Source organism: Lacticaseibacillus hegangensis (assembly GCF_003946465.1).
Taxonomy (GTDB): domain Bacteria; phylum Bacillota; class Bacilli; order Lactobacillales; family Lactobacillaceae; genus Lacticaseibacillus; species Lacticaseibacillus hegangensis.
Map to the genome: position 1 here is coordinate 75,469 of NZ_RHOL01000007.1, position 22,906 is coordinate 98,374.

The following is a 22,906-nucleotide window of genomic DNA, read 5'->3' on the forward strand; positions in this document are numbered from 1 at the left end:
TTTTATAAGTGTGTGCGCGGATCCGAGGCATCAGCCAGCCGCTGGCCGACTAAGTACAGGGAGACCGCGATCAGCGCCAGTACAAGTACTGGCAGCCAGAACAGATATGGATAACTGGTCATGTACGGTGAGTACTTCGAAATCAATCGGCCCAGCGACGGGGTGCTTGCCGAAAGCCCAACCCCTAGGAAGGAAAGGAACACTTCGTACGAAATGTAGGACGGCAAGGAGAGCGACACGTTTGTCACAATAACCGAGGTCAGGTAAGGCATGATGTTGCGCAAGACCATCCGGCCCAACCCAGTGCCCAGCGTTTTAGACGCAATGTTGTACTCGCGATCGCGCATGATCATGACCTGGACGCGGATGAAATATGCCGTGCCTAACCAGCCGGTAACGGTCATCGCGAAGATCAGGTTCCAGAAACCTGCCCCAAAGGAGTAGGACAGAACCATGATGATCAGCAGCTGCGGCACGTTTGAAATGACGTTGTAAACTTCCAGCATGATCCGGTCGAGGCCCTTGGAGGTGCCCCAGACCGCGCCGACCGCAACGCCAATGACGGTCGTGATCAAGGTCGCAATGACAGAAATCGAGATGGAAATCTTGGCACCGGCCCAAATCGCGTCAAACAGCGACTGGCCGTTATCATCGGTCCCAAACCAGTTCTTGGCATTCGGCCAGTTGTACCGCGCCCCAAAGTCATTGATCTTGGCTACGTTGTTAAGGGAGTACCCAGAAAATGACGGCTGAATGAATGACATCAGCAGGATCGCCAACATCAACAGCAACAGGAAAATCGTGACTTTGCTCGAGAAAAACGCGCGGCCCACAGAACCCCAGTAGGAGTACTTTTCCGTATCCAGTTTTTCCGTTTCCAGCTTGTCGATCTCCACCGGGGTAAAGTCGGAATCCAAAATTTCTGGTTGAGTCGTATCTTTTTCAGCCATTGGCTATTCCTCCCCTTTCGACGTGTCAGAAGACGACAATTTGATCCGCGGATCGACCAGCACCATGGCAATATCGCCAAGCAGCACCGACAAGACCGCAATGGTGGTGAAAATGAACACCAGCGCGATGACCACCGCATTGTTATGCGCTTGAATCGAATCTGGCAGCATCTTCCCCATCCCAGGAGTGGCGAAGATTTCTTCGGTCATCGTCGCCCCGCCGATCAAGCCGATGATGGATCCAGGGATACCCTGAACAATTGGGATCGACGCATTCTTGAAGATATGCTTGGTGTAGATTTCACTCTCGTTCAGGCCCTTGGCCTTGGCAAACTTCACGTAATCAGACTTCTGCTGGTCGATCATGAAGCGCCGGAACCAAATGACCAGTCCAGACACACTCAGCAATCCCAAGACCACTGCTGGCAGGACCCAGGAGCGCCAGTTCTCTGCACCCAGCGTCGGGAATGAATCCGGCAGGCCAAATAGTGTGGCACCTAGGTAACGGAAGACATAGATGAAAGCCAGGCTTGGTACCGCAATCAGCACAGTGACCACGAAGGTCCCAGCACGGTCGAACCACTTGCCCTTCTTCCGGGCCATGTAAATGGCAACCGGAATTGCGATTGCATAGGAGATGATCAGACCGATGAGACCGGCGCGCACAGAGGTCCCAATCATTGACGGGTCGCGATTGATCTGTTCTGTGTTGGTGTAATCGTCCTTGTACTGCTCATAATCCATCTCGTTGCGGTGCTTTCGCGGCTGATAGGCCCGCGTGTAAACATCATCCGAGGTGATGATCTTGCGGCCGTTCGGGAACGTCTTAGTAATGCTGTCAGCCGGGCCTTGGCCGCCGCCAATCACCTCTGTGACTTCCTCGCCCGCGTATGACGGGTATGAGGTGCCAAGATTAAACTTCAAGAAGTTCTCGTGAATAAACGGAAACTGTGAGTTGAAGTACAGCTGGTAGCGGTACTTAGTCCCAGACCCGACCACGGCCCAGCCAACCAAAGGATCATGCTTGATCTTTAGGTAACGTGGCAGATTCGGATTCTTCGGGTCATGAATGGCCCAAGGGGTATCAATTTTGATCATATTGCCGTAGAAGCGGCTGAGCCGTTCCCAAATGGGCAGATCACGAGTCGCATAGTAATCCTTGCTGATCTTAAAGCGATGCAAGGTGTAACCATTGGCCTTCGTCCATTTTTCGAACGCAGCTTTATTGGAGGCGGTATGGGCAGCTGTCACAGTGATCTTCGAATTATCAGCTTCGATCTTCTTGATCAGCGACCTAGTGTCCATGTAATCGATGTAATTCATTTTTTCGTACGCGTTATTCTTGTAGTCAGTTAGCGAATCGGGCTTTGATGAGAGTTTCTGGATCATCGGATCCTGCTTGAACACATCCCGGCGTGGAATCATGGTGTAGATCAGGATGAATGTCAGGGTCGTGACCAGAAAGATACTCACAATCGACCGAAGTACGCGAAAGAACAGATACTTCTTCATGTGCGGTTCCCCCTCTTATCTTCGTTAAAGAAAAAGGGCTAGTCACATTATCAGTGTGCTAGCCCTTTAACACGCCTAAGATCAAAGAGCTTATCAGGTCAGCTCAAAGCTTAGTTTACTTGTCCTGTTCCTTTGCGATTTCAGCCCGCTTAGCGTTCCAGGCCTTCAGAGCCTTGTTGTACTGAGCAGTCGTGACAGGCTTAGCTTGCAGCTTAACGCCGTCAAAGCGCGAAGAACCTGCACCGGCCCAAGTCCGCTTGCCAGTGAATGGAACAACTTTCGTTACAGAAGGAGTACCGCCCAGAGAATTGACAGGGATCTGAACACCAATGCTCAGCAGATAAGCTTCAGCCTTCGCAAATGCCTTGTAACGCGCATTCGTGTCAGTCTTGATGGCTTCAGCCTGATCGACCAACTTTTCGTACTGATCAAGCCCAGTGGCCTTTGCTACCGCAGCATAATCAGCCTTGTCAGCAGCTGAAGTCAGTGCTGATGCTGGTGTCATCCCCAACGTCTGCAGCAGTGCACCGCTAGATGGCTTGTAAACGTCCAGGTAGGTGGAAGGATCCTGATAGTCAGGACTCCAACCAGAGGCGTTACTGATATCGAAGTCTGCCTGTGCCCCGGTTGCGGCTTGGTAAGTCCCAGCCAGGTACTTGTCTTCAGCAGCTTGGACGATGTCGATTTCAACGTTATCCTTGCCCAGAACGGACTCAACCGAGCTCTTGAAGGACTTGGCCTGGTTCAACAGCAGGGCCTGCTTTTCCTCTTCAGGAAGATCAAGCTTGATTGGGAAGGAAACCCCTTCAGCCTGCAGGGCTTTCTTCGCCTTGGCAAATTCAGCCTTGGCGGCAGCCTTGTTGTAAGTGCCGTCTTGCGCGTCCGTCAAATTCATAGTCTTGTACTCGGAGCCCAATGCGTGCAGATCACTCTGCGTGAAGGTACCAATGTTCTTGCCGTCAGCCTGAACAAAGGTCGGTGGGATGAAGGAGTTACGGAGCGACTTCGTAGCACCAGCGGCGCCAGTAGACTGCGCATTGTACGCGGTCTTGTTGAACGCGAACTGAATTGCCAGACGGAAGTCCTTGTTCAAAACGGCCTTCTTGGTGTCTTGCTTTTGCTTGTCCGTCTTCTTATCAGTCATGTTGTATGACTTACGGTTCAAGTTAAAGGTCACATTGTACGTCGAAGCGTCTTGTGGGCCCCAAACGATGTTCTTCTTGTTAACATCCTTGTAACCAGGCAGGTTCGGGTATACTCGGGCCTGGCTGAAGTCGCCCTTCTGGAAGGACTTGTACAAAGCGTCTGGGTTGGACCCATCGTTGTACGTTTCCTTGACGTCCTTAACGTGAACGTCCTTCTTGTTCCAGTACTGCGGGTTAGCCGTGTACTCGATAACCGACTTTGAAGTGAAGTTCTTCAGCAGGTACGGCCCAGTGTAAAGAATACCACTGGCCTTTGGCTGACCATAGCTCTTACCTTTTTCGGCCAAGAACTTAGCGTTAACTGGCTCCAAAATCCCGTACTGCAACTTAGAGTTCCAGAATGGTTCCGGCTGATTCAAGGTGTAAGAAATTTTGTTCTTACCAGCCACCTTGATGCCAACCTTACTGAAGTCTTTGGTCTTGCCATTGACATAGTCGTCCAAACCAACAATGGAGTCTTGAACGATGTACAGGGTTTCAGACTTTGCTGCAACCGCATGCTTCATGCCAGTGATGAAGTCTTGTGGCTTAACGTTAGCATATGTGTTGCCTTGGTTATCGACCCACTTGGCACCCTTGCGCAGGGTGTAAGTGTAAGTCTTGCCACCGTTGCTGACCTTGTAAGAACTTGCCAGACCTGGGACGATTTCACCATACTTGTTGGTGGTCATCAAAGGCTCTTCGAAGTTGCTCAAGTGGTCACTGTTTGTGGCACGGCCGGAAACCGAGTAATCAAAGTTATCCGGATCGGTGCTGTACACATAGTTATAAGTGCTGGTTGAGGTACCGTTGCTGCTTGCTTTATTCCCGCAAGCTGCGAGCAGTGTGGCCAACGTCAATGCGACGACCACCGCGCCTCGTTTCTTATTCATCTTCATACACATAAGCCTCCAACCTATGAGATAGTTCCCAATTCCGCCTCTAACGTTCTTGAGAATATCTAAGATTATAAATTGATTAGAGGGGGGTGTCAAGCATGTGTGGAGATTTTTCGCGAACAAATGCGATTTTTCCTTGAACAATTCAGGCTGGCGCTGGGGTTGAAGCACCTTTTTTTGACCACTTCACGCTGATTTTTGCCGATTTGCTGGTGCCTACCGCTCCTTCACCAGCCCCGCTCTCTCAGCATTCGCTAAGTATTAAAGGATTCTAAGCCGCCCAGCCGGCTTCTTAGAATATGCAACGAAGAAAGCAATATCTAAACCGAGAATATTTTCCCGCCGTCGACTCATCTGCGTTGGTTTTGAAATGTCTGGCCTAAAACGACACAAAAAAACCGGCCATCTCTTGATGACCAGTTTTGTTGATGCCTGATGCCGCAAACAGGAGTCGAACCTGCACAGGGAAAACCCTACAGCGACCTGAACACTGCGCGTCTGCCAATTCCGCCATTGCGGCAACAACAGGATTAAGTATATCAACCAAAGGCCTGCTTGCCAACCCTTTTTTGAAAAAAGCCGGGTAATGCTGCGGTATAATGCCCATGAGGTGAGCATTGTGAAGAAAATTCCGGCATCCTGCATCAACCAAGTGGTTCAGCCGCGGCCGCCAGAGAGCCACAAAGGCACTTTTGGGCGCGTGCTCGTGATTGGCGGCAACGCCCAGTTCGGTGGGGCCGCAATCATGGCTGCCAGTGCTGCGGTTTATAGTGGCGCAGGCCTGGTCAGTGTCGCCACCGACCCGGTCAACCACACGGCACTGCATGCCCGCCTGCCCGAGGCTATGGTCATCCCCTACGATGATCCCGAGCTGAAAAAGCTAATCCCAACCATGGACGTGGTCGCCATCGGGCCGGGCCTTGGCATCGATGAACTGGCAGAAACAATCCTGACGCGGGCACTTGAAGCAGTCACTGAGTCGCAGACGCTCATTATTGATGGCTCCGCAATCACGCTGATAGCCGACCGCCAGTTGATGCTCACTCACGCGAAAACCGTGTGGACCCCGCACCAAATGGAATGGCAGCGGCTGTCAGGAATTACTATTAAGGCTCAAGATGAGCACTCAAATCAACAAGCCGCCGCCAAGCTGCCTGGCACTGTGATCGTCAAATCGCACCGCACTCAGATCTTCACCCCGACGACCAGCTACGAAAATCCCCTGGGCACGCCGGCGATGGCCACTGGCGGTATGGGTGATACCTTGGTGGGCATTCTGGCCGGCTTCACTGCTCAATTTGGCCTGAACGACGCTGCACTTTGCGCGGCAGTCTATACCCACAGCGCCATCGCCGAAGCGCTCGCCAAAACGAATTATGTCGTACTGCCTTCCGCGCTGATCCAGCAGCTGCCCCAGTACATGCAGCAGGCTGCGACAACTCGGGCCTGATACAATCGAGTAGGAGGTAACTGATTAATTCAGCTACCGACCTCTCACACCACCGTACGTACGGTTCCGTATACGGCGGTTCAGTAATTTAAGCATTCTGGATTTGCTGGAGCGTCTTGGACAGATTTATCAGTCCAAGGTGCTCCAGCTTTTCGTTTCCTAAGGTATAAGTCAATGTCTTGCTGTGAGCCGTTCGCCATGCCCCCTTACGGGTGCTTGCGGCGGTAAACGCGTCATTAGCTGACAATCCTAATCGCTTCAGGTTCATGACTTTAGTTTTGACCTTCTTCCACTGCTTCCAAATGTACTGACGAATTCTACTTCGAAGCCAGGCGTCTAATTGCGCCACAAATGTCTTCATTTTGCCGAAGCCGTAGTACTGCAACCAGCCGCGCATCTTCATTTGAATCTCCTGTAACATCCGGTCCAATGGAACCCCACGATTTCGCTTAGTTAGTTTCCTTAACGCCTGTTTGATTCTGATTTTCGATTGCCTCACCGGATACGGATATGCCCCATCCTTAGTATGTCCAATCGTGAACCCCAGAAACTTCATCCTATTGGTGGAAACGACCTTCGTCTTCTCCTGATTGATTGTGAGCTTGAGCTCCTTCTCGAGAAAACGGGTCACACTAGCGAGCACACGCTCACCAGCTCTAGGACTCTTGACGAAGATATTGCAGTCGTCGGCGTAGCGCACGAATTCATGGCCACGGGCGGTGAGCTCCTGGTCAAATTCGTTGAGGTAAACGTTAGCTAACAGCGGGGAGATGGGACCGCCTTGCGGTGTCCCTTGCTCGCTGCGTTCGAGCATCTTGCCATTCATCGTGCCACTGGTTAGAAAGCGGCGAATGAGCCGCAGAAGCCAGCGGTCGTTGATGCGCCGTTCGAGAAACTTGATAAGCATGTCGTGGTTCACCGTATCGAAGTATGCTTTCAGATCGAGGTCAACGACATAGCGGTAACCTTGATCGTCCAGCTCCACGGCACGTTGGATAGCGTCATGGGCACTTCGGTGCGGGCGAAAACCAAAACTATTGTCAGAGAATACTTGCTCATACATCGGCGAGAGTACCTGGGCCACGGCCTGTTGCACAAAACGGTCGATTACCGTTGGTATGCCAAGCTTTCGCATGCCACCGTTGGGCTTTGGTATTTCTACTCGCTTCACTGGCGCCGGCTTATAAGTACCGTCGCGCAACTGCGCAAGCAGCTCTGCTCGATGTTTACGTAAGTATGGCAGTAGACCATCAACGGTCATACCGTCGATGCCTGCCGCTCCCTTATTCCTGACCACTCGTAGATACGCCTTGTTCAGGTTGTCGCGGTCAAGAACTAACGCTTGAAACTGAATGCCACTCATCATTTCTTCTTCCACGGAGGTCTTACTACGCGCCCCAGCTTGTTCTTGGTCTTCCAGACCTACCTTTCGCTGGCGGTCAGCTTGTTCTGTTTTCTGCGATTGTCGCACGGTCTCCACTTCCAATCTCAATGTGAGTTATTACTGTTCGGTCCTTCGTGGCTTCGCCACTACTATGACCTCGGCTGACTCCTGGATCGCTCAACGAGCCATCACTGACCCGCTTTATTCTGTTTACATTAGGGCATTCCCAGACAGAATACTGCGATACAGGCCTCCCCGGGTAAGAACGTCAACTTTCGTACCATGTCACCGTCAGCTCTACTCTCGTGACTTCGAGCAGTATCGGACTTCAGTTTGTTTGGCAACCTCATCCAGTCAGTTCAAGCCTTATAGCTGCTTCTTATACATCGGTGCGGTACTTTGCTCATCAGGCTTCCTTCAGATTCCACCTCGCGATGGACACCCTTGCCCTTGGCTAGCGGTTCCGACTACTACGGCCCGCAGTGGACTTTCACCACCTAGTTGACGCCCATGCCGGGCGCACCAAAAAAGTCGAACCACCCGCGGGTGATTCGGCTATTTTTTTGCCTCCAGTAAGGCGGCCAGCTCTGCTTCTGTCAGCTTGCGATACTGCCCTGAAGGCAGTGACGCTGGCAAGTGCAACGGGCCCATCTGAATCCGCTGCAAGTCGGTCACTTGGTTGCCAACCGCCTTCAGCATCCGCTTCACCTGGTGAAACTTGCCTTCATGAATCGTTAACTCGATCAACCGGCCTTCACTGCCTGGCCGCACTGCCACCGTCGCTGGAGCACTGGTGAACTCTTGGAAGGTAATCCCCTCGGCCAGCTGGTCCGCCATGGCTGGCGTCAGCGCAGCCGCCAGCGACACCAGATAAGTCTTAGGCACGTGGCGCTTGGGCGAAAGCAGGTCATGGCCCAACGCTCCATCGTTGGTCAAAAGCAGCAGTCCAGTAGTATCTTTGTCCAGCCGACCAACGGGATAAAGACCTGGTCGCCTGTCTGCCGGCGCGATCAAGTCCAACACTGTCTTCTGCGCGGCGTCAGAATTCGCGGTTAAGACCCCGCTAGGCTTGTTCATCAGATAGTACACCTGCAAGCTGCCGCCCACCGTTTTTCCGTCGACCGTCACAGTCGCCCCAGGCACCACTGACACGCTGCCGTTGCGCACCTTTTGCCCGTTGATGGCCACCCGGTTGGCCTTGATCATTTTTTTGACATCACTGCGCGTGCCGTATTGCAGATTGGCCAAGTAGCGGTCTAATCGCATCGGCGTCACCTGATGTGCAGCCGCGCACGCAGCCGCCCGACGCGCTCGCCTAGCACCATATCGGCCAGCCGGGTTTTGAGCAGCGCATACCCGTAAATCAGCACGCCGATTGGCACGGCAATCAGCAAGGCCACAACGGCCCCAACTGCGCGCTCAGGCGCGATCACGAGTCCAATCAGCCACACGAGCAGTCGAACCACCACGGCCATCACGGCGGAAAACAGTGTGATGCCGAGCAGCCGCCGCGCAGTCTGGCGCAGGCGGACCGGATACCGCTGACGCAGCGCCTGAATCATTAAGACGCTAGAGACCAGCATACCGGCCAGGGTCGCAACCAGCGCCCCCCAGACGTTCAAAAAATAAATCAGGGGCCACTGAAGCACGACCTTGACCACCATCCCGATCAGCATATCGTAAATCGCGATGCCGTTGTGAAACAGGCCTTGCAGAGCCGCTGCGAGTACCGTGAACAGTCCCATGGCAACGGCAACAAAGGCCGACAGCACCAGCAGGCGAATACCTAACTGATCATAGGAGTAAAAGACTACGTAAAGCGGTTTGGCCACCGCCGCCATGCCAAGGGCACAAGGCACCATGACAATGAAAAACAGCTGAAGCAAGTTGGTGACTTGTTCGCCGATGGCGTGCTTATCCCCCCGGGTCTTCGCCCCGGACAGCAGCGGCAGCACGGTCGACGCCATGGCAACGGCCAAACTGATCACGATCATGATCAGTTTGTTGGCATTGCCAGCGTAAAGCGTGAATAGACTGTTCAGCTCTTGCGTGGTCGCCTGCCAGTGGCTGGCCATCATGGGATTGAAAGTATACTGATCAAACAGGTAATACAGATTGATGCCAGAGCCGATGACGATGAACGGCACCGCCTGGGAGATGATTTCCTTCAGGATCCGAGGCGTCGAGATCTTGACAGCATCGGTCGAGCCGGCGACCAGAGTCTGAAACTTTTGCCGGCGCGACACCAACACAAGCACCAACAGCAGCAGGCCGAACAGTGCCCCGACAAACGCCGCAAACGTTGACTGTGAGGCCGCGTCCACGTAATTATGACTGCCGAGCACCATGATGGCATATGTCATCACCAACATGTAAATCACTCGCGCGACTTGCTCAACCAGCTGAGACAGCGCAGACGGTGCCATGTCGCTGTACCCCTGGAAAAATCCGCGCAGCGTACTCATCACCGGTATGATCAACAGCGGCCAGGCCAGCGACCGATACACCTGAGTCAGCGCGGCATCGCCCAGCGCCAGCCACGGGGCCAGCATCCACATCAGACCGAATGACAGCAGCCCCATGACGCCCATTAAAATGGTGCCCTGCCGAAACAGCCGGACGCCGGTGCGGTACTCGTTCATGGCGTTATAATGGGCCACCTGCTTGGAAATCGCCCCAGGCACACCAGCCGTCGCAATGGTCAAGAAGATGCTATAGATGTTATAGCCCTTAGTAAACAGGTTGTTGGCCGCCAAAAAGGCCGCACCTAGCCAGATGCGCCATGGAATGATATAAATCGCCCCGAGTACGCGGGACAATATGCTTCCGGCCGTCATCCAAGCCGAACCGCGCAGCATTTGCTCCTGCGCGTTCGGTGTGTTGACCTGCGGATTTTTTGCCATGCCGTTACCCCAATTTCCTCAATAAAAATGCGTTTACCGTTGCGGATCAGATTAGTCTCTATTTTAAGGGAAGCCTCGGCCCCTTTCAATTGGAACCCCAAGACGTTAGCAATCCGTAAGTTTTCACATAAAATGGCCCGACCGGGGTCGGACCATTCAAAATGCTATTTGACGACAATATTGACGATCTTGTTTGGCACCACGATCTGCTTGACGATTGTCTTGCCCGTCGTAAACTTCTTGACGTTTTCAATCGTCATCGCATCGGCGATCGCCTGGGCCTGATCGACATTGACTGGCTCCATCACGTGCCCTCGCAGCTTGCCGTTGACCTGCACCATCAGCTGAACCTGCTCGGTCACCAGCGCCTTTTCGTCGTAACTCGGCCACGGCGCGTAGGTCAGGCTGTGCGCGTTGCCCAGCTTCTGCCAGATTTCCTCCATCAGGTGCGGGGCAATCGGCGCCAGCAGCTTGACGAAGCCTTCCACGTAGGCGTATGGCAGGTCATCGACCTTGCGCGCTTCGTTGATGAAGACCATCATCTGCGAAATGGCGGTATTAAAGTGAAGCGTCTCGTAGTCCTCGGTGACCTTCTTGACGGTTTCGTTGTAGACCTTGTCCAGCTTGCCGTCGTTGATGGTCGTGATATGATCGCGCATCTTGCCATTGTCATCGATAAAGGTGCTGTAGACACGATCCAAGAACTTGCGCGCCCCGGCCAGGCCAGTGGTGCTCCAGGCAATACCGGCATCCAGTGGGCCCATAAACATTTCGTACAGGCGCAGCGTATCGGCTCCGTACTGCTCGACCACGTCGTCGGGATTGACCACGTTACCCTTGCTCTTGCTCATCTTTTCGTGGTTGTCGCCCAGAATCATCCCCTGGTTGAACAGGCGCTGGAATGGCTCCTTGTTCGGGATCACGCCGATGTCGTACAGGAAGAGGTTCCAGAACCGCGCGTAAAGCAGGTGCAGTACCGCGTGCTCCGCCCCGCCGATGTACAAGTCGACTGGCATCCAGTCCTTCAGCTTATCGTAATCGGCCAGCTTTTCCTTGTTGTGGGGATCGACAAAGCGCAGGAAGTACCAAGAGGACCCTGCCCACTGCGGCATGGTGTTGGTTTCACGCTTACCCTTGCGGCCGTTTTTATCGACCACGTTGACCCAGTCATCCAGGTTGGCCAGCGGCGACTCCCCGGTGCCACTTGGCTTGATGTCCGCCTCTTCTGGCAGCACGAGTGGCAGCTCGTCTTCAGGCACCAGGGTCGTTTCGCCGTCTTCCCAGTGAATCACAGGAATCGGCTCGCCCCAGTATCGCTGACGCGAGAAGACCCAGTCGCGCAGCTTATAGTTCACTTTCTTCTCGCCAATCTGCTTGTCTTCAAGCCACTGCAGCATGGCGTCAATGGCGTCTTGCTTGTTCTTGCCGTTCAAAAAATCGGAATTGATGTGCACGCCGTCGCCAGTGTAGGCCGCGTCGGCAACGTCGCCGCCTTCGATCACGGCGCGGATTGGCAGGTTAAACTTTTTGGCAAAGGCAAAGTCGCGGTCGTCGTGAGCTGGCACCGCCATGATGGCGCCGGTGCCGTATGTGGCCAGCACGTAATCGGAAATCCAGATTGGCAGTTTTTCCCCGTTGACGGGATTGGTGGCATACGCGCCGGTCCACACACCAGTCTTGTCCTTGTTCAAGTCGGTGCGTTCAAGATCCGACTTGTGCTCGATGTCCGCCTTGTACGCGTCAACTGCAGCCTTCTGCTCAGGGGTCGTGATGGCGTCCACCAGCTCGTGCTCTGGGGCCATGACCACATAAGTCGCGCCAAACAGCGTGTCCGGGCGCGTGGTGAAAACATCAAAGTGCTTGTCTGTGCCCTGAACGTCAAAGGTGATCTGCGCGCCGACTGAGCGGCCGATCCAGTTGCGCTGCATCTGCTTGATGTTTTCTGGCCAGTCCAGGTCATCAAGGTCGGCCAGCAGCTTATCCGCATAGGCGGTGATTTTCAGCATCCATTGCCGCATTGGCTTGCGGATGACCGGGAAGCCGCCGCGCTCCGTTTTGCCGTCAATGACTTCCTCGTTGGCGACCACGGTGCCCAGATCCGGACTCCAGTTGACCGGCACCTCCGCCTCATAGGCCAAACCGTGCTTGTACAGCTGCTCGAAGATCCACTGGGTCCACTTGTAATAGTTCGGATCCGTCGTGGCAATTTCCCGGTTCCAGTCGTAAGAAAACCCGAGGCTATTGATCTGACGCTTGAAGGTCTCGATATTCTTGTGGGTGAAGCCCTTCGGATTGTGGCCGGTGTTCAGCGCATACTGCTCGGCAGGCAGCCCAAACGCGTCCCAGCCCATTGGGTGCAGCACATTGTAGCCCTGGGCACGCTTCATGCGGGCAATAATGTCAGTGGCCGTGTAGCCTTCCGGATGGCCGACGTGCAGGCCTTGGCCTGACGGGTACGGGAACATGTCCAGCGCGTAGTAGTTCTTCTTGTTCGGGTCCGTTGTGGTGTTGAACTCGTTGTGCTCAGCCCAGTGCTTTTGCCACTTTTTCTCGATCGCCTTGTGATCGTACATGCGTAATGCCTCCTTGAATTTACCGAACGTGGCGGGAAAAACGCCAAAAGCCGCCCTAACATTGTTAGGACGGCTTTTGCCGCGGTACCACCTAAGTTCTGCCTAACAGCAGCCCTCGTTTCTGGATAACGGCCAGTGCCGGCGTGCGTTACTCGGGTCAGTTCGGCAAGGCTTCACGCAGGCTCGCAGCGGCCGCCTGCTTTCTTCAGTGAATCATCTTGCCTACTCGTCCCAACACGTTCGATGTTGGGTCAATCATAGCAAAATCCTAAGCTTGAAACAAGCCGCGCCGGGGCGCAAATATGCTAAAATCGTTTATTATGAAAAAACGTCCTGTTTATCCGCTGATCATCGCGGCAGTCAGCTTAGCGGTCTTCATCCCCATTTTAATTGGCGTGACCACGCACGCGGCCTGGATCACGGCAGTCGACCAGTGCGTGATTCAGGTGGTCACAGCGTACCGGCCGGCGTGGCTGACCGCCATTGTACTGGTGATCACCAACCTCGGCGACCCGCCAGTGGTGGTGATCGTTGGCCTGATCGTCGCGGGCATCCTTTTTTACTTTCGGCGGCGCCGCTACGCCTGGTTCGCCTTTGCCTCGATCTGCCTGATGAGCCTATTCAACCACATCGTGAAAAGTTGGATCCGCCGGCCCCGGCCGTTCATCCAGGATCCAGCCATCACGCCGCTGACTCCCGCGGGCGGCTGGAGTTTCCCTTCCGGCCACGCCAGCGGCTCAATGCTACTGTACGGCACGGTGATTCTGATCGCACTTAGCCTCGTGTCGCTGCCGTGGGCTCGGCGCCTGCTGGTGGGTTTTTCGGTGGTGATGATCGCTTTGATCGGGGTCTCGCGTATTTACGTGCAGGTCCACTTTCCCACCGACGTGCTCGCCGGCTGGAGTTCCGCCTTGGCCGGACTGATGCTGCTGTGGTGGCTGATGTACCCGTGGCTGACTGCAGTGGGGCCGACCGGCTGGGCCGGACGCGCCCCTCGCCCGTAACCCAAAAAAGGATTCAGACGGCCACCCAGCCGTCCGAATCCTCTTTTTTACCTTGTCAAAGGATAAACCGCCCCGATCAGGCCCGCGTTGTTGCGCAGACCCGCCGGCATGATGCGGTACGGAAAGCTTTGACGGGCACTGCTCAGGCCGTGATGGCGCGCAATGAACTCGTCAAAGCGACCTTGCAGGTCTTGCATGAAGAGGTCGTTTTGGCTGATGCCGCCACCGATCAAAATCCGCTCGGGGTCAAGGGTCCCGATCAGGTTCATCAGCATCACGACCACGTCGCTCAGAAACTGACTGTAAATTGGCTGGGCGATCATATCGTCCTCGTGCGCCAGCGCGATGATCTGCGCCGCGTCCTGTTCCGCCTTGGCTTTGGAATCATAGTGCTGAAGCGACAGGTTGTAGCGGCGCACCAGCCCCGTGACCACAGAAGCCGAATAGTTGAGCGAAACCCCTTCCAGGTCGTCGCGAAAATCCAAGTCATGCGTGATGCTCCAGCCAATTTCACCGGCCATCCCGTGGGCGCCGCGGTAGACCTGACCGTTCAGGACTAGGCCGCCGCCGATGCCTGTGCCCAAAACTAGGCAGATGTAATCGTCGACGTCCTTGGCGTTGCCCAGCCAGCGCTCGGCAATGGCCGCCGCATTCGCATCGTTTTCAACTTTTACCGGCAGCTTCAACTGATCTGCCAGCGTTTTGCCCAGCGGGTACTGGTAAAAGCTGTCGATGGCCCCACCAGTAATCATGTACCCGGCCTTGTCGACAATGCCTGGCGCATCTACGCCCACGCCATCGATCACTTGCTGCTTTTGATACGCGGTCACCACGCCGACCATCTTATTGACGTTGCTCGAAGCGCGCTTAAGCGTCTTAAACGACCCATGATCTAGGATCTTGCCCGCCGCCGAGACTAAGCCATACTTGATAGTCGTCCCGCCGACATCAAAGCCGACAAATGTTTTCATGCGTCCGCCTCCTACTTGGCGTCCAGATCCTCACCATTACTCTTGATCACCTGCTGGTACCAGTAGAAGGAATCCTTCTTGTACCGCGCCAAGGTGCCTTTACCTTCATCGTTTTTGTCCACGTAGATGAAGCCGTAACGTTTATCCATCTGGCCGGTGCCGGCTGATACCAGATCGATGAAGCCCCAAGGGGTGTATCCGATCAGATCGACACCGTCGACTTCAACGGCCAGCTTCATCTGCTCGATGTGCGCCTTCAGGTAGGCGATTCGGTAATCGTCGTAAACGTGATGCTGCGCGTCGATTTTGTCCACAGCACCGAAACCATTTTCGACGATAAACTGCGGCAGACGGTACCGGTCGTTGAACCAGTTCATCGCGTAACGCAGGCCAACCGGGTCGATCTGCCAGCCCCATTCGGAGCGCTCAACGGTCGGATTCTCGACCTTGTCAACGCCTTCCTGATAGTCGAAGGCGGCTGGCTCATCCTTTTTGGCCTTGACCGCAAAGGACATGTAGTAAGAAAAGCCGATGTAATCCACCGTGCCCGCCTTCAGCACATCCAGGTCCGCCAGCGTGATATCCAGGTTCATCTGCTTGGCCTTCTGATACTCGGTCAGCCAGCTTGGATAGCGCCCGTTGGCCTGGACATCCGCGAACCAGTAGCGTGACTGCATGGCCCGCTCGGCCTTGAAGACGTCGCGCGGGTCAGGGCTGGCCGGATAAATCGGCACCATCGCGATCATCGCGCCGATTTGGAAATTCGGGTTGATCTGATGGCCGATTTGCACGGCCAAGGCGGAGGCGACGGTTTCGTAGTGCGCCGCCTGATACATCACAGCCTCGGCGTTTTCGCCAGGCTTGATCAACAGGCCGGAATTCGTGAACAGCGCAAACTTGGCGTTGTAGTCGGCCTGGTTGTTGATCTCGTTGAAGGTCATCCAGTACTTCACCTTGTCCTTGTACCGCTTGAACACGGTGGTGGCGAAACGGACGAAGAAGTCGATCACTTTACGACTCCGCCAGCCGCCGTACTCGGTCACCAGGTGATACGGCATTTCAAAATGGGACAGCGTGATCACGGGCTGGATGCCGTTTTTCAGCAGCTCATCAAACAGGTCGTCATAGAACTTCAGCCCGGCCTCGTTCGGCTCGGTTTCATCCCCATTCGGGTAAATCCGCGTCCAAGCAATCGAGGTCCGAAACGCCTTGAGTCCCATCTCGGCAAACAGCTTCACGTCATCCTTGTAGTGGTGGTAAAAATCGATGGCGTCATGGTTGGGGTAATTCTCGCCGGGCTGCACGCCATCGGTGATCCGGCGCTCAACGCCGTTTGCACCCACGGTCATCACATCGGCCACGGAGACGCCTTTGCCGCCTTCCTGCCAGCCGCCTTCCAGTTGGTGGGCAGCCACTGCCCCGCCCCAGAGAAAATCTTTGCGTAATTTTGCCATGTGGCACTCCTTTCAACAAACAAAGCGCCCGAAGCCCGGTGTTTAATCCACGGGATCCGGACGCTTAAGCACTAATTAGACTAGTTCAGCATTAAGCCTGAGCCGTTGCAGTATCAGATTTTTCCTTATTTTCCTCAGCCAACTTCTCCTGCTCCTGCTTGAGCAGTGTCTTGTCGTAGGTGCGAATGAATGGGAAGTAAACCGCGAAGGACATGGCCAGCATGAGGGCCTGCCACAGGGCAGTGCGCCAGCCGCCGACCAAGAACCCGGAGAAGATCGCGGGTGTGGTCCATGGCACATATATCCCGTTAAATAGTGGAATTATCCCGAGCTTAATCGCAAAGTAAGTGAGCGACATGGAAAGGGCTGGAACAACCATGAACGGAATGGCCAGAACAGGGTTCATAACCAGCGGAATCCCAAACAGGAATGGCTCGTTGATGTTGAAGATCGCTGGGGCAATTTCCAAAGTGCCCAGCGCCTTCAACTGATCTGACTTGGCAAAGAACAAAATGTAGAACAGCAGCCCAACAGTGATACCAGCACCAGTAACAGTCCCGAACTGGTCCAGCAGCGCCTGCGTGAAGATATGGCCGCCGTTAGCAACCGTCAGCGCCTTACCAGAGTGGAACAGCGCCGCGTTATCAGTCGAGTTGGACATCAGGATCCCGGTCATAACACCGGAAATGATGGCGGAACCGTGAACCCCGAAGAACCACAGGAACGTGATCAGCAGGGAAACAACCAGGACCCCACCGAAGGAATCAGTCAGCCCTTGCAGCGGTGTCTGAATGACTTGGTACAGCCACTGCAGCATGCCTTCGTGAGCAAAGTGATCGAAGGCCATGTAAACCAGGCCCCAGCCTGTCAGCAGAACGGCGGCTGGAATCAGCGCGATGAACGAGTTAGCAACGTTCGCCGGCACTGAATCGGGAAGCTTGATGGTGATGTTGTTCTTAACAAACCAAGAATAGATCCAGCCGGTCAAAAGGCCGATGATGATCGCAGCGATCATCCCTTTGCCGCCTAAGAAGCCGGTATCGATCCAGCCCGTGATCCCACGGGAGTTGGTCACGATGGTCTTGCCAGCCTGGTTAACGATTGGGTTAGAAGGCTGCAGCACGATCAGGAATGACAGCAGCGCAGTGATCCCTGAAGCCAGCGGATCGATTTTTTCAGCGCGTGCCCATTCGTACGCGATACCGGTGACGGCAATCAGCGCCATGATGTTAAAACTGAAGTTGTAAATCTGGTTGAAGTACGGCACCAAGCCGGTACTGTTCATCCAGTTTGCCCATGATTCAACAGGCAACGAACCCAAAATCAGGAAGAAGGACCCCACGATGATGAAAGGAATGGTGTACATCATGCCATTCTTCAACGCCGTGATCGGACGGGTGCTCGTGAACTTCATGATCTTAGGCAAAACTTTTTGGTTGATATAATCCCCCATTATGTTCACCTATCTTTCTGCCGCCGATTTCACTCGACAGCCAAGTCAATGTATCATTGCTAAACACTTGTGCAGGTCACCCTGCGATATGAATGATTTCGGCCGAAATCAATGTGATGCGCTCATCACAGTTATTAGTGTAGCCGCTTCCACCACGTAAGCGCTACCCTTGAGGCCCGTAAAGAAACCGGTTTCACGTAAAAACACCCGTTACAGAAATGTAACGGGTGTCAAAACTATCGTTATGTTTACTGGTGGTTGAGCTCATCTAGTCGGTGACCAATCAGCTCGATCAGGTAGACCACTGGCACCTGCGTCGTCAAATTTAGCGACGCGTGCTTGATCTCCGGCATGAAGTAAGCGATGGTCAAATCCGCCAGCTTGGCCAAGGTCGAGGCCCCAGAATTGGTAACTGCGATGATTTTCACGTCTTCCGGCCGCACCTTGTTGACGAAATCGATCACCTCGGTCGTTTCGCCGGACACCGAAAGCACGACCACGACTGTGCCCGCCGGCAGTGGGCTGCTTTGCGGAAACGGCTGGAACGGATCGAAGACTGGCAGCGCAATTTTCCCCGCGTTTGACCAGAACCTGGCTCCATACTGAGCCAGTGAGTTCCCGGACCCTAACCCAAAGAACATGACCAGTGGCGCCTTTTGAACGATAGCCAAGGCCTCGTCGATCAGCTTATTGAAATCAGCCGAGTTCACTTTATTGAAAAAATCGGCTAACGGCACCGATGAGTCATAGCTGGTGGCCTGAAATTCCGCTGCCTTGGCTTTGCGGTCCTGCTTCAGCGCAAAGCGCAGTTCTGCGTAGCCGTCGTAACCCATTTTCTCGGCAAACCGCAGCACCGAAGCTGTGCTGACATGCGCGTGCTTGGCCAGTTCGCGGATCGGCATGGTTTCCACTGCCGCCTCGTGCTTGATGACGTAATTGTAAATTGCCGTCTCGATTTCATTCAGCGTCTGCAATTTTTCGTATGAGAACAACCCAGCGCCCCCTGTAGCCTTTTCTTCTATCATGACGGCTTGAAACGCAAAATACAACTCTCAATTCTTTTCAGCGAATGCTATTGCCGCGCCGGCCGATCCAGTGCATTGAACACCAGCCCGAGCACGACGATCACGACCGAGAAAAAGTAAATGTTGTGCAGGCCCGAGTACAAGATCTCATGCAACACCGGCAGCAGGTGCTTCGGCAAGCTGACCGCGGTTTGGGGATTGATCAGGCGGTTCAGCATGTTCATATTCACATCAGGATGCGCTGCGACACCTTGCGCCATGCGCAGGTTCAATACCACGCCGTATAGCGAGACCATCAGCGTTTGCCCGAGCGTGCGGGACAAGGTGTTGAAGCTGGTAGCCACACCAATCTCCTCCGGTTTGACCACCGCCTGGGCCCGCACCGTGGTCGTCGTGATCACGATCCCAAAGCCAAAACCCATCACGGCTGCAATCACCAAGAAGGCGACATAAGGCGTGCTTTCCGGCACCAGGGATAAGACCACAATCCCCACCAGAATATCTAGCAAGGCCAGCGTCAAGATCCGCTTTGGCGTCATCTTAGTCAACCACCGGCCGGCGATAAACGAGCCGACGACCCACATCAAACTGCTGGGCGTGATGGCAAAGCCGCCAAACGAGGCCGCCATCCCCAGTACCCCTTGGACCCACATGGGCATGTACGTTTCGTAGCCGATCACAACGCCCGAAACCAGGGCGGCTAGCACATTGGCGACCACAAAGGGCCGGTTCTTAAACAGCTTTAAATCGATGATCGGATCTGCGGCACGCCGCTCGCGCCGGACAAAGCACCAAAGCGCCACCCCAGCCGCGACCAGCAGCCCCAAGAAGTTGACGATTCCATGGGCACTCGCCAGCGCCTGAAAGCCCAGCATCAAAAACAGCAGGGTCAAGACCAGCCACAGCGTCCCCAGGTAATCAACTGGCGCCGGCACCGTTTCGTGTTGTTCATGAAAGAACACGGCAATCAGCAGCATCGTGATCAGCCCAATTGGGACGTTGATGAAAAAGATCCAGTGCCACGACAGCGTATCGACGATGAACCCACCCAACAGCGGCGCCACTACCGAAGCGATCCCCCAGGCCGAACCATTGAACCCGAGCACCTTGGCCCGCTTTTCGTAGGGATAGATGTCGGCAATGATGGTGAAGGTCACCGGCATGATGGCCCCAGCACCGATGCCCTGAAAGGCGCGGCAGATGATCAATATGGGCATCGACTGCGACAGACCCGAAGCCGCGGAACCAATGATAAATAGCAGCAGTCCCAGCAGGAACACCGGTTTGCGGCCAATTTTATCCGCGAACTTCCCGTAAATCGGGGTGGCCATCGCGTTTGTCAGCAGGTAAATCGACACGATCCAGTTCATCAGGCGAACGCCGTGAAGGTCTCCCACGATGGTGGGCATGGCAGTTGCGACAATGGTGCCCTCAATTGCTGTCATGAAGGTCGCCACAAAAATCGCGATTGTCGTAATTGCCACGTTAGTTTGCTTGGTTTTACTTAACATATTTACTCCATTCCATAAAAAACGACCGTCCAGGATCCCCCGGAACGGCCGCCTCTTTTCTCGTTAATCTAAGTACTTCGCCAGCTCAGGCACCTTATCCAGGTGCTCCCACGGCAGATCAACATCTGTACGTCCAAAATGACCATAAGCCGCGGTTTGCTCGTAAATCGGCCGCTTTAGGTCAAGCATTTTTATGATCCCCGCCGGCCGCAAATCAAAGTTTTCGCGGATGGCCTGGGTAATTTTTTCTTCTGAGATCTTGTTCGTGCCAAAGCAGTTTACTGAGACAGACACTGGCTGTGCGACGCCAATCGCGTACGCGAGCTGCACTTCCATCTTATCGGCCAGCTTGGCGGCCACAACATTCTTCGCGATGTAGCGCGCCGCGTAAGAGGCCGAGCGGTCGACCTTAGTCGCGTCCTTGCCGGAAAAAGCACCGCCGCCGTGCCGGGCAAACCCGCCATAGGTGTCCACAATGATTTTCCGCCCGGTCAAGCCAGAGTCAGCCTCTGGTCCGCCAAGCACAAAGCGCCCGGTCGGATTGACGTAAATCTTGGTGTTGTCATCCAGCAAGTTGGCAGGAATGACTGCGCGAATGACTTGGGCCTCGACGTCTTGCCGGATCTGTTCCAGGGTAGCGTCGGGATCGTGCTGCGTGGAAATGACCACGGTGTCCACCCGCATTGGCTTTTCGTTGTCATCATACTCGACGGTCACTTGGGCCTTGGCGTCCGGGCGCAGATAGGTGATAGTGCCCTCTTTGCGCAGCTTAGCGATGCGCTGCATCAGCTGGTGGGCCAGCTCGATGGGCAGCGGCATGTACTCCGGCGTTTCGTTGATCGCGTAACCGAACATCATGCCCTGATCGCCGGCCCCAATGCGGTCGAGCGGATCGTCTTCGCCTTCTCGCGCTTCGTAAGAGTCATCAACGCCTTGCGCAATGTCCGGCGACTGCTCATCAAGCGCGGTCATGACCCCCACGGAATCCGGATCAAATCCGGAGTCCTTGTCGTATCCGATCCGCCGAATCGTGTCGCGCACCGTCTTTTGAATGTCGACGTAGGCGCTCGTCGAGATTTCTCCGACCACCAGCACCAGCCCCGTCGTCACTGTCGTCTCGCACGCCACACGGGCATCTGGATCTTGCGTCAGCATTGCATCCAAAATGGCGTCCGAAATCTGGTCCGCGATTTTATCTGGATGTCCTTCAGAGACCGACTCCGAAGTAAATAAATGTCGTTCCTGCATCTTATTTTTCCCCCTTATTGTTTCGGTTACAAGGCATCTCCAAGACACATCGTCTTGAATCCCATCGGGAATTCTTTGCAACTGTCTAATCTTATCACAGGGTCACCCTTAAATCTAACGCGTCAGGCAAGCTTCCAGCCAAATTACTTTTGCACCGCGTCTACCCTTTCGGTATGATAGGACACGTGACGAAAGGAATTTGCCTATGACGATACAAAAAAGTGTGCTCACTGTGAGCCGCTTCATTCAAGCTGCGGCCCTGCCGCTTCTGCTGAACTGGGCGAACTTCAGCTTTCATGACTGGCCGTTTCTCGCGCTGATTGGCCTCACCATCGCCCTGGCGGCGCTTGCCACCACGGCGCGCCCAGGAACTTGGACGATTGCGGCCTTCACTCTAGCGATCATCGGGAGCAGTAACCAGTGGGCGCTTTTGCCGCTCGCCCTTGCTCAGGTGGGCCTGGGTTGGCTGCTTGCCACCCAAAAAATGAGCGTCAAATCCGCGATTTCCGGTTGGCTGATTGAAGTCACCTTCATTCAACTCATGCTGAGCGCAAGCCTCACCCATGGCCTGACGACCCTTGTGCCTGTCGTCTTCGCTTTGATCAATGCCCTGCTCTTGCTCAGCGTTTGGGCCGATCAGCTCCCGCTTTGGGCCCTGGCAGTCTTGATCCTAGCCGGACTTGGCACAGGCTACTGGCTCCAGCAATTTACCTTGTCTTTTTGCGCGGCGGTGCTGGTGGTGTTGAGCGTTCTTAACACCCGCCGCATCAAGGCAACCATGCTGCCTTTCACTTGGGCAGGCATCGCCTTGAGTCTCACCTTTGTTTTGATCCGCATCCATGGCTAACAAAAACCGTTCATCCTCCTGGGATGAACGGTTTTTGAATTAGCGGTTCCAACGAGACTCGAACTCGTGATCTCCTGCGTGACAGGCAGGCGTCCTAACCAACTAGACCATGGAACCAAACATAAAAAAATGGAGGATACAGGGCTCGAACCTGTGACCCTCTGCTTGTAGGGCAGACGCTCTCCCAGCTGAGCTAATCCTCCATAAGTGACCCGTACGGGATTTGAACCCATGTTACCGCCGTGAAAGGGCGGTGTCTTAACCACTTGACCAACGGGCCATACGCAACGGAGAGTAAGGGATTCGAACCCTTGATACGGGAAAACCCGTATACATGGTTTCCAACCATGCTCCTTCGGCCACTCGGACAACTCTCCATAAGCTCCGGATGTCAGGCTCGAACTGACGACACCCTGATTAACAGTCAGGTGCTCTACCACTGAGCTAATCCGGAATAAAAAAAGCGCGGCAGCTTCCTACCCTCGCAGGCAGTCACCCACCAACTACTCTCGGCGTAGAGAAGCTTAACTTCTGTGTT

General features: G+C 54.5%; 16 protein-coding genes, 6 tRNA genes, 1 riboswitch and 1 other annotated feature. Of the genes, 3 read left to right on the plus strand and 19 right to left on the minus strand.

Translation table 11 applies throughout. The features are described from left to right. Positions 1–2: 2 nt before the first annotated feature. The 4 genes from oppC to EKM86_RS03145 form a co-directional block, all read right to left on the minus strand. Positions 3–950, minus strand: a complete 948-nt coding sequence (gene oppC / locus EKM86_RS03130; RefSeq protein WP_125755059.1) for an oligopeptide ABC transporter permease OppC — start codon at positions 948–950, stop codon at positions 3–5. Positions 951–953: 3 nt separating this feature from the next. Continuing rightward, positions 954–2,462 carry an ABC transporter permease gene (locus tag EKM86_RS03135; protein ID WP_125755060.1) on the minus strand — a complete coding sequence of 503 codons (1,509 nt, stop codon included), beginning with the start codon at positions 2,460–2,462 and terminating at the stop codon, positions 954–956. 115 nt (positions 2,463–2,577) lie between these two features. Further along, positions 2,578–4,545, minus strand: coding sequence for an ABC transporter substrate-binding protein (locus EKM86_RS03140; protein WP_225419342.1), 1,968 nt, complete (start codon positions 4,543–4,545; stop codon positions 2,578–2,580). A 436-nt stretch (positions 4,546–4,981) separates the two neighbouring features. Further along, positions 4,982–5,065 (minus strand) — tRNA-Leu (locus EKM86_RS03145). A 99-nt stretch (positions 5,066–5,164) separates the two neighbouring features. Between EKM86_RS03145 and EKM86_RS03150 the strand changes: the two genes are divergently transcribed. After that, positions 5,165–5,995 (plus strand): NAD(P)H-hydrate dehydratase, encoded by an 831-nt coding sequence (locus EKM86_RS03150; protein WP_164506145.1) that lies wholly within the window; start codon positions 5,165–5,167, stop codon positions 5,993–5,995. Between the two features lie 88 nt (positions 5,996–6,083). Here the strand turns inward: EKM86_RS03150 and ltrA are convergent, their stop codons facing one another. The 4 genes from ltrA to leuS all read right to left on the minus strand — a co-directional run bounded on the left by ltrA (position 6,084) and on the right by leuS (position 12,855). After that, complete coding sequence (ltrA, locus tag EKM86_RS03155) at positions 6,084–7,466, minus strand: group II intron reverse transcriptase/maturase (protein WP_125755063.1); 1,383 nt, start codon at positions 7,464–7,466, stop codon at positions 6,084–6,086. A 468-nt stretch (positions 7,467–7,934) separates the two neighbouring features. Next, a complete protein-coding gene (locus EKM86_RS03160) occupies positions 7,935–8,645 on the minus strand; it encodes a pseudouridine synthase (protein ID WP_125755064.1) in 711 nt (236 codons plus the stop codon). A 5-nt stretch (positions 8,646–8,650) separates the two neighbouring features. Then, positions 8,651–10,282, minus strand: coding sequence for a putative polysaccharide biosynthesis protein (locus tag EKM86_RS03165; RefSeq protein WP_125755065.1), 1,632 nt, complete (start codon positions 10,280–10,282; stop codon positions 8,651–8,653). A 164-nt stretch (positions 10,283–10,446) separates the two neighbouring features. Further along, positions 10,447–12,855, minus strand: coding sequence for a leucine--tRNA ligase (gene leuS, locus EKM86_RS03170; protein WP_125755066.1), 2,409 nt, complete (start codon positions 12,853–12,855; stop codon positions 10,447–10,449). Between the two features lie 62 nt (positions 12,856–12,917). Continuing rightward, positions 12,918–13,097: a binding site (T-box leader), on the minus strand. 78 nt (positions 13,098–13,175) lie between these two features. On the opposite strand from leuS, the gene EKM86_RS03175 reads away from it, so the two are divergent. Next, a complete protein-coding gene (locus EKM86_RS03175) occupies positions 13,176–13,859 on the plus strand; it encodes a phosphatase PAP2 family protein (protein ID WP_164506143.1) in 684 nt (227 codons plus the stop codon). 47 nt (positions 13,860–13,906) lie between these two features. Here the strand turns inward: EKM86_RS03175 and EKM86_RS03180 are convergent, their stop codons facing one another. From EKM86_RS03180 to metK, 6 genes are all read right to left on the minus strand, one after another. Beyond that, positions 13,907–14,830, minus strand: a complete 924-nt coding sequence (locus EKM86_RS03180) for an ROK family protein (RefSeq protein WP_125755068.1) — start codon at positions 14,828–14,830, stop codon at positions 13,907–13,909. A gap of 11 nt (positions 14,831–14,841) precedes the next feature. After that, positions 14,842–16,284, minus strand: coding sequence for a 6-phospho-beta-glucosidase (locus tag EKM86_RS03185; RefSeq protein ID WP_125755069.1), 1,443 nt, complete (start codon positions 16,282–16,284; stop codon positions 14,842–14,844). A 91-nt stretch (positions 16,285–16,375) separates the two neighbouring features. Continuing rightward, on the minus strand, positions 16,376–17,737 hold the full coding sequence (locus EKM86_RS03190) for a PTS sugar transporter subunit IIC (RefSeq protein WP_125755070.1): 1,362 nt from the start codon (positions 17,735–17,737) through the stop codon (positions 16,376–16,378). A 248-nt stretch (positions 17,738–17,985) separates the two neighbouring features. Continuing rightward, positions 17,986–18,762: a MurR/RpiR family transcriptional regulator gene (locus tag EKM86_RS03195; RefSeq protein ID WP_125755071.1), complete on the minus strand. Its 777-nt coding sequence runs from the start codon at positions 18,760–18,762 to the stop codon at positions 17,986–17,988. 47 nt (positions 18,763–18,809) lie between these two features. Then, on the minus strand, positions 18,810–20,273 hold the full coding sequence (locus tag EKM86_RS03200; protein WP_125755072.1) for an MDR family MFS transporter: 1,464 nt from the start codon (positions 20,271–20,273) through the stop codon (positions 18,810–18,812). 63 nt (positions 20,274–20,336) lie between these two features. Beyond that, positions 20,337–21,521, minus strand: a complete 1,185-nt coding sequence (gene metK, locus EKM86_RS03205) for a methionine adenosyltransferase (protein WP_125755073.1) — start codon at positions 21,519–21,521, stop codon at positions 20,337–20,339. Continuing rightward, a riboswitch (SMK box riboswitch) is annotated at positions 21,519–21,607 on the minus strand. (Overlaps the previous gene by 3 nt.) Positions 21,608–21,726: 119 nt before the next feature. Between metK and EKM86_RS03210 the strand changes: the two genes are divergently transcribed. Continuing rightward, positions 21,727–22,368 carry a hypothetical protein gene (locus tag EKM86_RS03210; protein ID WP_125755074.1) on the plus strand — a complete coding sequence of 214 codons (642 nt, stop codon included), beginning with the start codon at positions 21,727–21,729 and terminating at the stop codon, positions 22,366–22,368. Between the two features lie 43 nt (positions 22,369–22,411). Here EKM86_RS03210 and EKM86_RS03215 read toward each other — a convergent pair. From EKM86_RS03215 to EKM86_RS03235, 5 genes are all read right to left on the minus strand, one after another. Continuing rightward, a tRNA-Asp gene (locus EKM86_RS03215) sits at positions 22,412–22,485 on the minus strand. Positions 22,486–22,498: 13 nt separating this feature from the next. Beyond that, a tRNA-Val gene (locus EKM86_RS03220) sits at positions 22,499–22,571 on the minus strand. A 5-nt stretch (positions 22,572–22,576) separates the two neighbouring features. Then, a tRNA-Glu gene (locus EKM86_RS03225) sits at positions 22,577–22,648 on the minus strand. An 8-nt stretch (positions 22,649–22,656) separates the two neighbouring features. Next, positions 22,657–22,745 (minus strand) — tRNA-Ser (locus EKM86_RS03230). A 5-nt stretch (positions 22,746–22,750) separates the two neighbouring features. Continuing rightward, positions 22,751–22,822, minus strand: a tRNA-Asn gene (locus EKM86_RS03235). Positions 22,823–22,906 lie beyond the last annotated feature (84 nt).